Origin of the sequence: Streptomyces sp. NPDC059994, assembly GCF_042737755.1 — a bacterium.
GTDB lineage: Bacteria > Actinomycetota > Actinomycetes > Streptomycetales > Streptomycetaceae > Streptomyces.
On sequence record NZ_JBHWUR010000019.1, the window covers coordinates 1 to 12371 of the forward strand.

Annotated in this window: 9 protein-coding genes and 1 pseudogene; 4 read left to right on the forward strand and 6 right to left on the reverse strand. The window is 71.1% G+C overall.

The window, feature by feature from the left end:
* Positions 1-197: 197 nt before the first annotated feature.
* Both ACFWA7_RS12920 and ACFWA7_RS12925 read left to right on the forward strand, forming a co-directional pair.
* The gene (locus ACFWA7_RS12920; protein ID WP_385822768.1) at positions 198-866 is read left to right on the forward strand and encodes a hypothetical protein; all 669 of its coding nucleotides are present in this window, start codon (positions 198-200) and stop codon (positions 864-866) included.
* An 876-nt stretch (positions 867-1742) separates the two neighbouring features.
* A complete protein-coding gene (locus ACFWA7_RS12925) occupies positions 1743-2867 on the forward strand; it encodes an MFS transporter (RefSeq protein WP_385822885.1) in 1125 nt (374 codons plus the stop codon).
* A gap of 32 nt (positions 2868-2899) precedes the next feature.
* Here the strand turns inward: ACFWA7_RS12925 and ACFWA7_RS12930 are convergent, their stop codons facing one another.
* Entirely contained in the window at positions 2900-3847 is a 948-nt protein-coding gene (locus ACFWA7_RS12930; protein WP_385822770.1) for an NADP-dependent oxidoreductase, read from the reverse strand.
* Between the two features lie 109 nt (positions 3848-3956).
* Between ACFWA7_RS12930 and ACFWA7_RS12935 the strand changes: the two genes are divergently transcribed.
* A complete protein-coding gene (locus tag ACFWA7_RS12935) occupies positions 3957-4373 on the forward strand; it encodes a winged helix-turn-helix transcriptional regulator (RefSeq protein ID WP_385822772.1) in 417 nt (138 codons plus the stop codon).
* A 47-nt stretch (positions 4374-4420) separates the two neighbouring features.
* On the opposite strand, the gene ACFWA7_RS12940 is transcribed toward ACFWA7_RS12935, so the two are convergent.
* Positions 4421-4810, reverse strand: coding sequence for a nuclear transport factor 2 family protein (locus ACFWA7_RS12940; RefSeq protein ID WP_385822774.1), 390 nt, complete (start codon positions 4808-4810; stop codon positions 4421-4423).
* Between the two features lie 261 nt (positions 4811-5071).
* Between ACFWA7_RS12940 and ACFWA7_RS12945 the strand changes: the two genes are divergently transcribed.
* Positions 5072-5671: a cupin domain-containing protein gene (locus ACFWA7_RS12945; RefSeq protein ID WP_385822776.1), complete on the forward strand. Its 600-nt coding sequence runs from the start codon at positions 5072-5074 to the stop codon at positions 5669-5671.
* Between the two features lie 208 nt (positions 5672-5879).
* Here the strand turns inward: ACFWA7_RS12945 and ACFWA7_RS12950 are convergent.
* The 4 genes and pseudogenes from ACFWA7_RS12950 to ACFWA7_RS12965 all read right to left on the reverse strand — a co-directional run.
* Positions 5880-6674, reverse strand: a pseudogene (locus ACFWA7_RS12950) (enolase C-terminal domain-like protein); the annotation flags it as partial.
* Positions 6671-8431: an NlpC/P60 family protein gene (locus ACFWA7_RS12955; protein ID WP_385822778.1), complete on the reverse strand. Its 1761-nt coding sequence runs from the start codon at positions 8429-8431 to the stop codon at positions 6671-6673. The pseudogene ACFWA7_RS12950 and the gene ACFWA7_RS12955, both read right to left, overlap by 4 nt.
* Positions 8432-8633: 202 nt before the next feature.
* Complete coding sequence (locus ACFWA7_RS12960; protein ID WP_385822781.1) at positions 8634-9581, reverse strand: DUF4232 domain-containing protein; 948 nt, start codon at positions 9579-9581, stop codon at positions 8634-8636.
* A gap of 157 nt (positions 9582-9738) precedes the next feature.
* Entirely contained in the window at positions 9739-12333 is a 2595-nt protein-coding gene (locus tag ACFWA7_RS12965) for an alpha-L-arabinofuranosidase C-terminal domain-containing protein (protein ID WP_385822783.1), read from the reverse strand.
* Positions 12334-12371: the final 38 nt, after the last annotated feature.

The window sequence follows — 12371 nt, forward strand, 5'->3', positions numbered from 1 at the left end:
GGCCATGCCTCGCCAGGCACCCGCCAGGGCCCATGCGGCGATGTTCTGCGCGAGCCCCATCGCGCGCCCGTCTCCGTGGATGTGCAGCAGGGCCGGGCGCCGACACCGTGTGGCAGGGGAACGGGCAGACTGTGCGCGTGGACGACTACCGCCCGGTGCACCGGGAGCCCTCACCCGAATTGTACGGACGCCTTCGCGTGCAGAACACCGATCTCGGACCTGCCCGCTGGCTCACCGAACGACCCCCGGGACAAGGGGACTTCGGCACCGTGGCGGGCGTCGCCGCGCCCGGATTCGCCGCGTACGTCCGGGTGCTGCATCCGGCCTCCCTGGAGGAACGGCCGGTGCGATGGGCGGCGGTGGCGGCCGCGTACGGGCGCGAAGTGGCGCCGGGCACCGACTGGCACGAGCTGATCGGCGCGGACCGGGACTACCAGAATGCCGAGGTGTACGGTCTGGCCGGCGTGTGGGACGAGCACCCGGCCGAGGGGCCGACGCCGCCCGCCGTCGCCCAGGCACTCATCCCGGTCCTGGCCCGGCACACCAAGACGGTGGAGCACTGCTGGTTCGGGCTGTGGAACGGCTACGGCCGGTGGGACTTCGACCACGTCCCCTCCTTCGAGACCCCCGGCCGCGAGGAGGTGCTGCTCGCCGGGCCACTGACCGACGCCGTCTCGCCGGTGTCCCTCGACGAGTTCGCCGAGCTGCCCGACCTGTGGTGGCCCCAGGACCGTGCCTGGTGCCTGGGCGGTGACGTGGACCTGGTCAGCACATACGTCGGCGGATCCCGCGCGCTGATCGCCGAGCTGCTGGCCGCACCGGAGCTGGAGGCGCACCCGGTGGCGCCGGGGGACGCGGTGGGCTGAAGCAGTCCCGGGCGCCCCGACCGAGTCACCTCAACGACGGTCACTCCAGGCGGCGTTGTCCATAGAATCACTGAAGGTCAGTCACAGTTCTCCAGCGCATCACGGCCTTCCGCTCGTCCTTCGCCCGGCGCCAGGCCGCTGTGGTGAGCGAGGTTCCCGGTGGACCGGTAGTTCTGGACCAGGAGTACGCGGCTGCGGCGCAACGGCACGCGGTCGCCCGGCTCGCCCGGCTCGCCGGTGAGTTGGCGGGATCACGCGGGCTGCTGCGCTCCTCCCCCGCAGCCTGTACGTCTGGAGGCCGGTCGGGTGTGGCAAGAGCTGGCTGGTGGACGCCGGGACGCCGCGGTCGGAGACGACCACGAACCGGCCGGCCTCCAGCCGCCGGGCGATACCGGTCAGCTCGTCCCACGAGGCGGGACCGGCCCGTACCCGCAAGGGAAAACGGGCGAGGCCGGAGCCGATTCTCCGGTCAAGGGCCACGGGTGAACGGGAGGAGGGCATGAGGGCCTCACAGACCGGGCACTGCCCGAGGGTTGCCGGGCACTGCCCGAGGTTCGGTCGATACCCTCATACCGTCGGCGTCCCCGGGCCCCGGCCACATGAGGCCCCGGCCCTGTCGTGGCCCCACCGTCCGGTCCCAGACCCCCTGGCACGGGTACCGTAAGCCCACCCCTGGTCGCGTCGTCGTCTTCGCCCAGCCGGTGAGTCATCACCGCCGGCGCGCGGGGCGCGCGGCCCTGACCCGGGTGTTCCTGATAGGCAGTCGCGGTGAGCAACCACGCATCCGCGCGCGAAGCGGACGACACCGGCCTCGGCAGGCACGGCACCGGGCGCGCCTGGCCCCTCGCCGTGGCCGCCTACGCCTTCTTCGTCGCGATGTGCGGCACGACGCTGCCCACTCCCCTGTACCGCATGTATCAGCGGGAGTTGGGCTTCTCCTCGTTCATGGTGACGGTGATCTACGCGGTCTACGCGGTCGGTGTCATCGCGGCACTGCTCCTGCTGGGGCAGTTGTCGGACTCCGTGGGCCGGCGGCCGGTCCTGCTGGCCGGGCTGGTGTTGTCGGCGCTGAGCGCGGTGTGTTTCCTCTTCGAGCGCGGGCTGCCGGAGCTGTTCGCGGGCCGGGTGCTGTCGGGGCTGTCCGCGGGTCTGTTCACGGGAACCGCGACCGCTGCCGTGGTGGAGCTCGCCCCTCGGCGGTGGGCCGCGTCCGCCACGCTGATCGCCACCGCGGCCAACATGGGCGGCCTGGGAAGCGGACCGCTGCTGGCGGGTCTGATGGCGCAGTACGCGCCCGACCCGCTCCGGCAGGTGTTCATCGTGGACCTGGCACTCGTGGCGGCGGCCGCCGTCGGCGTGCTGCTGATCCCGGAGACGGTACGGGACCGGGACGGTGCGTCGCGGCGCCCCCGACGTCTGCGCGTACCCCCGCGGGTGCGCCCCGCTTTCGTCCCGGCGGCCATGGCGGGCTTCGCCGGGTTCGCCACCATGGGGCTGTTCACCTCGGTGGCACCGAGCTTCCTGAGCGAGGTGGTGGGAGTGAGCGAACCGGCGGTTTCCGGCATGGTGGTCTTCACGGTCTTCGCGGCGTCGACGGCCGGTCAGCTGTTGATGGGACGAGTCGGTGTCCGCCGGGCGCTGCCGTGGGGCTGCGTGATCCTCGTGGCGGGCATGGCGCTGATCTCCTCCGCGCTGCTGACGGCCTCCCTGCCCCTGCTGGTGGTGGGGGCGATCACCGCGGGTGCGGGACAGGGTCTGTCGTTCAGGGCCGGTGTCACCGAGGTGAGCGAACACAGCCCGCCCGAGCGGCGAGCGGAGATCACCTCAGCGTTGTTCGTCGTGCTGTACGTGGCGATCTCGATCCCCGTGGTCGGAGTCGGAATCATGGCCGTCACGCTGGGCCTGCGGCAGTCGGGCCTGATCTTCAGCGGCTGCGTCGCACTGCTGGCGGCTGCCACGGCGGTGCTGCTGTGGGCGCGTCCGGTGCGGCAGACCGCTTGAGTGGGACCCGGCCCATGGGGGCCGGGCGTGGTTCATGCCACCTTGAGGAGGATCTTGCCCCGGGTCCGGCCGGACTCGCTGGATGCGTGGGCCCGAGCGGCGGCTTCGAGGGGGAGGACCTGCTCGACGGCGACACGCAAGGCGTGTCGGTCCACGAGGGCGGCGATGTGCTCCAGATCCGTGCCCGACGGGGTGAAGCCGAGTTCGGCCAGGCGCAGACCGCGCGCCTTCGCCTGCGTGCGGAGCGCGGTGCGGTCCGGGCCGCTACCGCGTACGTCCACGAGCACTCCGCCGGGAGCCAGCACCTCCAGTGAGCGCGGGCCGTAGTCGCCGCTGATCGGGTCGATCACGATGTCGATCCCGCTCAGCCGCTTCGCGAAGTCGGCTTCGGTGTAGTCCACGACGTCATCGATGCCGAGATCTTGGAGGAAGGCATGGTGGGGGGAGCGAGCGGTGCCGACGACGTACGCGCCGTGCGCCTTGGCGATCTGGACGGCGAGATGGCCGATGCCGCCTGCCGCGGCATGCACGAGAACACGTTGGCCCTCACGGACCTGTGCGGTGCGTACGAGGGCCTGCCATGCGGTCAGCCCCGTGACGGGAAGCGCTGCGGCGTGCACGAGGTCGAGCGCGGTCGGGGCGAGAGCCAGCGCGGTTTCGGGTACCGCTGCGTACTCGGCGTACGAGCCATGGGGCGGGAAGGCCACCCCGAAGACGTGGTCGCCCGGCCGGAACCGGGAGACCTCCGGGCCGACCGCCTCGACGGTGCCGCTCAGATCCAGGCCGAGCGTGAACGGCGGCTCACCGAACCTGCGCACCTCGCCCGAACGGATCCGCCAGTCGGCCGGGTTGACCCCGGCAGCGCTGATCCGCACGAGCACTTCGTCAGCGCGCGGCTCCGGCCTGGCGACTTCGACGAGTTCGAGGACCTCGGGGCCTCCGTAGGCGTTGAGGTCCACGGCGCGCATGGTGCTGGCCACAAGAACTCCTCCTTGAATGTCTGATCGCTCCGAGCGGGCGACGATCTTCATCCTCGAAGGAATGGGTATCGGTTGTAAAGTAGGCACCTTTTTGGTACCTAGGTACCTCATGGATACCACCTCGAAACACTCTCCTGCGGAGCCGCACGCGAGTTACCGCAGCGATTGCCCTTCCCGGACCGTCGTCGAAGTGCTGGCCAACAAGTGGTCGATGTACGTCCTGGCCGCACTGCGGCGCGCGGAGGGCCCCATGCGCTTCAACGAACTGCGTCGCCTCCTCGACGGGATCACCCAGAAGATGCTCACGCAGACCTTGCGCACCCTGGAACGCGACGGTCTGGTCGAGCGCACGGTGTACCCCACCACCCCGCCGCGTGTCGAGTACGCGCTGACCGAAGTCGGCGTCGCCGCGGGCAAACTGACCACCGCGATCGCCGACTGGTCATTCGAACACGCTCGGGAGATCCTGGCGGCCCGCGCGGACTTCGACGCGCGCTCCCGCCTCCCCGCCGAACCCGTCAGCTGACGGCGCTCGTGTCGTACGTGCTGATCTCGATCAGATGGAGCGGCCGCCTACCGCCGCCGCAAACGCACCGAGTGAGAGGGCGGAGCCCGGCGGTCACCCGGGGCAGGCGCAGCCACCTGTGTGCTACCGCTCAACTCGCCATCCCGGCGCGAAGTAGTCGCGAACACATCGGGATCGTCGGTGATGTGCAGCACGTACCGGGACTTCTCCACGTTCGGCGCTCCCCCGCCTCCCTTCTGCCGCTCGTAGTACGCCGCCATCGACCTACGGATCTCCTCGCGCCCCTCCATCCGCCTGGGGAAAGCCGCGTCGGCAGACACGAGCGGTGCCTCCAGGACGCCGTCCTCGGTAAACAGTTCGGCAAGAGCGTCAGCGTTGTGCGTCAGCGCACCGGCGTAGACGCAGTTCCTGGAAATCTCCTGTGGAGAAGCAGACACGGCAGTCTCCTGGGACAGGTGGAACGGACAGGAAGTCCACCTCACCACAGGGGTGTTCACCACAGAGCGATCTCTGTGAGCCATCACCCGTGCCGCCCGCAGGAGAACCCCAGGAGGTGACGGGAGTCTCAGCCGATGCTGTGGCAGCCCCGGGCGGAAGGGAGTCCGCGTTCGACTGCGGACGGGGCCCGCAGACGAACAGGCCCGATGTGGGGTAGATCAGAACTCAAGCCATTATCAAGCGGAAAGAGAAGCCCTCCTATGACGCACATCGTCCTCCCCGGCCAGCGCCCCGAGGGTCGCCGCGGATTCGAGATCGTCCTCTCCAGCAAGATGACCGGCCAAGCGGCCTCGTGGGTGGAAACCCGCCAGGGCCCGGCCTGGTCGGGCCCTCCGCTGCACACCCATGCCGAGTCCACGGAGACCTACTACGTCGTCTCCGGCACTCTTTTGGTCCAGGTCGACGACGAGGTCGTGGAGCTGCGCCCGCGCGCCCTCGCCCACATCACCAGTGGCACGCGCCACACCTGGGCCACTCCGCCCGGTGAGGGTGCCCACTTCCTCACCCTCCACATGCCCGGCGGTTACGAGGACTACCACCCGACCGCCCTCCAGGCCGAGAAGGACAACGGCGGCCCCCTCACCCAGGAAGACCTTTTCAAGATCGCCGCCCGCTTCGACTGGCGCCCCGCCGGCGACACGCCGATGCGTCTCACCCCTGACGGCCGCCTCGTCCCCGCCTCCCAGGCCGACGACGAAGCCGCCCGCCTCCGCGAGGAATGGCTGGCCACCCAGGGCGAGACCGCCGAGATCACTCCCATCCACGACGCCGGGTTCTACGTCACCAACCAGCCCGCGTAACCCACGGCACACCGCAGACGCCAGGGGCCTTTCCCTGCCGGGCCCTGCCGGGCCCTGCCGGGCGGTGCGGCGGTGCTGGAGACCGCCGCCCTCAGCCCGGCAGCCACAGCACGGCTTGCTCGATCGGCCTCTGGGGCGTCGCGGGGTGTCCGCCGTCCGCCCAACTACCGCGCCGCACCGCACTCCTGACGACAGGTCAGGTGACGCGTTACTTCTCCGCCCGCTTCTCCCTCAGGGTCAGCCCGAGGCCGGGGGCGTCACTCTCGCCGGGGCTGATCGTCCCTCCGTCCGGAGCCAGCGTTCTCTCGAAGAAGAGGGACTCGATGCGGACGTGGTCGTGGAACCATTCGAGGTGCCGCAGGTTCGGTACGGCCGCCGCCGCATGGGCGTGCGCGTGGGGCGCGCAGTGCCCGGAGAACTCCAGGCCCACGGCCGCCGCGAGGGCCGCGGCCCTCAGCCGGACGGTGATGCCGCCGCACCGGGTCACATCCGCTTGGAGGCAGTCCACGGCGCCGGCGCGCGGCATCTGGCCGAAGTAGGCGAGCGTGTAGCCGTATTCACCGGCGGCCACGTCCAGCGGGACGGCCGCCCGGATGAGGGCGAGGCCCGGCAGGTCGTCGGAGGAGACGGGCTCCTCGAACCAGGTCACGCCCTGCGTGTGCAGGTGCTCCGCCACGCGCACGGCCTGCTTGGCCGTGTACCCGCCGTTGGCGTCCACGTACAACTCCGCGCTGTCGCCCATGGCGGCGCGTGCCCGGGACACCCGCGTACGGTCGCGTTCTTCGGGCCGCCCCCACGACTCGCCGGTTTTGATCTTGCCGCGGGGGATGCTGATCGTGCACCCAGGCGCGCAGCTGCCGGTCCTGGGTGTCCTCGTCGTACGTGGTGAAACCGCCGCTGCCGTGGACGGGAGCTCGGTCCGGGCCGCGCCGATGAGACGGACCAGCGGCAGACCGAGGATGCGGGTTTTGAGGTCCCACAGGGCGACGTCGACGGCCGTCAGATGCGGTGGACCGTGTGCAGCTTCTTGGCGTACGTGCCCGTGCCGTCGAGCAGCGAGGCGCCGCCCAGGTCCGCCATGGTGGGGCCGTTGTTCGTCTTGCGGCTGGAGAGGAAGCGGCGCTTGCCGTCCGCGTCCGCGCCCAGGTAGATGCCGACGTGGTCCACCGTCACGGTCGGGTTGTCGTCGCCGGAGTCGGCGTTGAACAGCACCAGGTCACCGGGCTGGAGCAGCGTCGCGGCGGGCGGGTTCGTACCGTCGGTCCGGTCGATGCGCACACCGGGCGCGTAGTCGACCATGTGCCGGGACTTGCGCGGAATGCGCGTGCGGGAGGTGTCCTCGCCCGCGGCCATCGGTACGCCCAGGTGGTAGCCGTACACCATGCGCGTATACCCGGAGCAGTCGAGGTTGCCGGCCTGCTTGCTGGACGGGCCGGTGTAGGTGCCGTCGGGGAAGGTCCAGCCGGTGTTCATGTACTCGTGGAAGTCGGCACCCTCATAGCGGTAGCCCTGCGGGTCCAGGTAGCCGTAACCCGCCTCGCCCAGGACCTGCTTGTCCTTGGCGGGCCCGGAACCGCTGACCACGGCGGGGCCGTCGGCCAGGAACATCGCCGCGTACGCGAGGACGTCCGGAGCCGTCGAGCCCGCCCAGGAGCGGATGGTCTTCTCCAGCTCCGGCGTCCAGTTCCCGTCGAAGGGCTCGGGCAGGACCCGCACCCAGTCGCCGTGGGTGACGCTCGGCGGCGCGGCCCAGGTGGACTCGTCCACCTGGAAGCGGCTGACGGCGAGCTTGACCGGCAGGTTGGTGCAGCCGTTGTTGGCCAGGGCGCGCAGGCCCACCCGGCCCTTGCCGAAGGTGGCGTCGCTGACGTCGACGGTCCAGGCGGCCGGTTCCGTGGAGGCCGTACGCCAGGCCTTGACCTGGATGCGGGTGCCCTCGCGGCGTACCCGGATCGTCCAGTCGGTGCCGGCGGCCACGCCCGTGGCGAGGGTGAGGGCGGTCGAGTTCGGCAGCAGGTCGACCTTGTCGGCGACCTCCTTCTCGACGCGCAGTTCGACCGCGCCGGTCGTCAGGAAGGACAACCGGGCGCGGTAGTTGTTGCTGGTGTCCTGGTAGCCGAAGGACAGCGCGTAGGAGCACGCCTGGCCCGCGGGCACCTTGTCGAAGTGCGCGACGGACCGCACGTCGAAGTCCGTGATCTCGCCGTCGCGAAGGGTGGCGTGACGGCTGGCGAAGTCGGTGGTGAGGGCGATGACACCGGCGCCCGGCACGACCGAGTAGTCGGTGTCCGCGGGCCCGAGGGTCGACCAGCTGCCGCCGCCCGGGGAGGTGCCCCAGTACGAGCGGTCGGCCACGGGCAGCGACACGTCCGGCAGGGTGCGCCCGAAGTCGTCCACGAAGGACTTCTTGTTCTCCGTGAACGTACGCTGCGGGCCGGGCAGGACGACGGTACGGGCGCCATGCGTCAGCAGCGCGACGCGCTTGCCGCCGGAGGTGACCTCGGTACGGGCCGGGGTGCCCGACAGCACGGCGGCGGCGAGCGGGGTGTTCAGCGTCAGCTGGCTGAAGTAGGAGGCGTTCAGCGGCGGCAGCGTGACCGAGGAGCGCGGCGAGGCCAGACCGGCGGGCGCCGCGAGGGACCCGGCAGAGCCGGCGGAAACGGCGGCACGCGCCGGGGCGGCGGCCAGACCGCTGAGCGGAACGGTGGCAGCCGAGGCCGCGAAGACGGCGAGCAGGCTGCGCCTGGAAGTGTGGGACATGCGGGCCATCATGAGGCAGCGGAGGGTGACAGGTGACACCGGGCCCCACCGGAGTCCGATGTGAGCGACTCGCCGGTTTGTGCATGTGCCGGAGTCGGACACTGGTGGGCAATCAGAGCATTTGCCGCCCATGGGTGTACGGGGGCCGGGAAACCTGGGTCGAACCCGCCGTCAGCCCCGGCGCTTACGCGGACGAGCCCGCCTACTCCCCCGTCGAACCCGGGGTCCGGCTGGGCCTGCCCCCGCTGTAGCCGTCGGGAGTCGCCGGGCGGGAGACCCTGTCCTTCGTCCAGGGACCCACCCCCAGCCTTCCCGTGGTTCCGAGGTCCAGTTCCGGGGTCACGATGGCGGTCGGCGAACCGGGCTTCGGCGTCACCCGGACGTAAGGGACGTTCACGGGGGTGCCGGATTCGGTGGTGTTGCGCCACATCAGGGAGGCGTATGCCGCCTCTCCCGGCCGCAGTGTCACCGGCCGGGGCGGGGCGTCCGGGCCTCCGGCCGTGGAGATCGCGCCGGTGCCGTCGAGGATCCGTACGCCGGTCAGCGGCCGCCGCCTCTCGTCGAGGAGCTGGAGGCGGGGGTAGCCGTTGATTTTGACGACGCCGGTCCCGCAGTTGGCCAGGTGGAGCCCCACGGCGCGGAGGCCCATGGCGGCATCGCCCTCGTCGGTCGTGATGCGCATCCCCGAGGGCGGGCACTTCCCGGAGACCTCGGAGGCCTCGTCCGCCGGGACCGCCCGTACCTTGCCGATGCGCACGCGCGCACCGGCAGTGGGGACCTCGCCCAGCTCCAGGGTCTTACGTACGGTCTGGCCCGGCGCCACGGAGGCCACTGTCCGGTGCGGGTTGGAGGTCACCTCCCCGGAGCCGTTCCGGACCTCGAAGGAGATGGTGTACGTGAACGGCTCGGTCTCCGTGTTGGTGACCTCGAACTCGGTCTGCGCACTTGGGGAGGGGCCGCAGCCCTGGCTGAGGATGGTCACACCGTCCCGCTTCAGGTCGGCGGGGTCGCCGGTGGGCGGGCGGGAGGCGCACGTCGGCGAACCGGACGCGGCGCGGGAGCCGGAGGCGGCGTTCTCCGATCCGCATCCGGCGACGAGGACAGTGCTCGCGGCGAGGGCACAGGCGGCGAGGAGGGCGGCGGGACGCATGCGCCCACCCCATCAAAGGGCGGATCGCCCGGGCAATGAGGAAGACCACACGCTTTGTCACACTCGTGATACAGCGTGACGCGTCGCGGGTTCGCGACGCGTCCGGCGGCCCCGCTCACACCGGCGGCACGCGCCGCGCCTCCGCGCCGCCGGCCGTTCAGGCCGTCCGCACCTCCAGGACCGTGACCGAGTACGGGGCGAAGGTCGCCGTGAAGGCGGGTGTGATGCCGCTGACGGACCGGCTGTGCGGGACCACCGCCTCCGGGTCGGCGAGTGTGTTGGTGGCCTTCCTGTCCGCTGCGGCCAGGACCGTGACAGCGCCGGTCGGTGCCGTACGGGCGACCCCCTGGAGGGAAACGGCCGTCTTACGGGCCGTGCCTCCCGTGTTGACCACCGCGAGATAGATGCGGTGGCTGCCCGGGTCATGGGTGGTGACGACGTTGAGGCCGGGCAGCGCGCGCACCTCGGTGGGCAGCACCACCGAGCCCCGGCGGGTGCGCAGCATCTGCTGTGCGTAGTAGCTGGGCGAGTTGTAGCTGGTCAGGCCGGAGTACGCGATGAGGTTGGTGGCCCAGGTGTTGTCGTTGACGTGGCTGAAGAGCGGCGCGTACGACTCCATGAGGACCTGGTCGGAGTTGCGGATGATCCCGGCCACCCAGGACGCGTCGCCGAGCGCCGCGTCGAGGTCGGGGGTGGGGCGGCCCTCCTGCGCGGCCCACTCCCCGACGAACACCTTGGGGCTGCGGCGGTCCCGGCCGTCGTATTTGTGGGAGCCCGCTTGGAAGGCGGACGGCGACTGGTAGTAGTGCTCGTCGATCAGGTCGTACGGGCGGGAGGCGACCGGCGTCGTGGCGATCAGCTTGAGGGCCGGGTACCTGGCCTTGATCGCGTCATGAAAGGCGGCATAACGCTCCTCGTACGAGCCGGACTTGTCGAACCAGTCCTCGTTGCCGATCTCCACATACGTGAGGGGGAAGGGCGCCGGGTGCCCGTCGGCCGCCCGTTTGGCGCCCCAGGTGGAGGTGGCGGGCCCGGTGATGTACTCGATCTGGTCGAGGGCGTCCTGCACGAAGGGCTTCAGGGCATCACCGGTGACGTGCGCGCCCTGCAAGGAGTATCCGGCGTACACGCACAGCAGCGGGACACAGCCCAGGTCCTCGGTCATCTGGAGGTATTCGGGCAGGCCGAGGCCGTCGGTGGACCAGTACCCCCAGGCGGAGTTGCGGTGTCCGGGCCGCTGCTCGACGGGGCCGATGGTCTTCTTCCAGTCGAAGCGGTCGGCGATGACGTTGCCTTCGAGGTAGTTGCCGCCGGGGAAGCGCAGGAACTTGGGCCGCAGGGCCGCCAGCTTCTCCATCAGGTCAACGCGCAGGCCGTTGCGCCCGCCCTTGTACGTCGGCGGGAAGAGCGAGACCTGGCTGAGCCAGAGCGTTCCGGCGGCCGGGGCGGTGACGACCAGGCGGGCGTTGAGGGTGACGGGGGCGCCGGGTCCGGTGCGCAGGGTCAGCTCGTGCTTGCGCCACCCGCTGGTGAGCGCTCCCGTGGTCGCGGTGGCGTGGACCGTGCCGTCCGTGCCGACGATCGAGACCGTCACCTTACCCGTGATGGAGGGTGACTTGGCGTGCAGGGAGGCGCGGTAGGTGGTGGAGGGGCGGACCGGGATGCCCCAGAAGCCCTCGTTGGCGACGCCGTCTCCGGCGGCGGTGGCGGTGACGCGCAGTGACTGGGTGAGGGCTTGGTTGAGCGGCTGGCCGGCGTCCACGGCGAAGGTGGCGCGGCCTACGGTGAACCAGTGCAGGGGTGTGGTCGCGGCCATGAAGCTGCGGTTGTTGACGAGTTCGGCGTAGAGGCCGCCCTCGCCGCTGTGGTTGATGTCCTCGAAGAAGATGCCGCCGAGTTCCGGGCTGACCACGGGGCCGGGCCGGGTGGTGTCCACGGTCAGCAGCGGCCGGGTGGAGTCCACCGGCACGCCCGCGAGGGCCGCGGCCTGCTCGGCGGTGAGGGCGGTGCCGAAGACCTGGACGTCGTCGATGAGGGCGTGCGCCTGGTCGACCTCGCCGCCTCCGAAAAGGCCGCGCCCGACGGCGGTGTCGCCGGAGGCGCGCCAGCCGCCGGCGTAGGGGACCTCACCCTCCAGGACGCCGTTGACGTAGAGCCGGACGGCCCCGGCCGCCGTGTCGTCGACGCCGAGGAGGTGGTACCAGATGCCGGCCGCGGGGGCGAAGGAGGCACCGGCGACGGCGGCGGAGGCGTTGGCCGAGGTGGCGTCGGACGGCAGCCGGGTGAAGGCGAACGCGCCGGTGTCGTCCCGGAGTTGCAGGAAGAAGCCGCTGACCTGGGCGCCGTCGACGGAGACGAAGGTCTGGTACCCGGTGGTGGCGCTGAGCCGGACCCAGGCGGAGACACTGAAGCTCTTCGTGGTGTCCACGGCGGGCCCCCGCGCGGTGGCGTTGCCGCCCGCCGAGACATCCAGGCTGGAGGCCCCCGACTTCGCCGCTCCCCAGCGCGCACCCGCGTTGAGGGTGAGTGTGCGGCCACCGGCGCTGTCAGCGGCTGTGGTTCCGGCCGCCTCGTCGAGGGCCCAGTGCGCGACGGGCACGGGGAGCGCGTCGGCCGCCCGTGCCGGGGAGGCCGCGAACGCGGGGCCGATCGCTCCGGCCAGCGGCAGTGCGCCGAGCGCCGTGACGATCGCTCTGCGGCTGGGCCCGGAGTCGGGTCGCTCCGTCGGTCCGGTGGGGGTGTGTGAGGTCATGCTGAACTCCTCAGCTCTCGGTGTGAGTTCGAGATTTC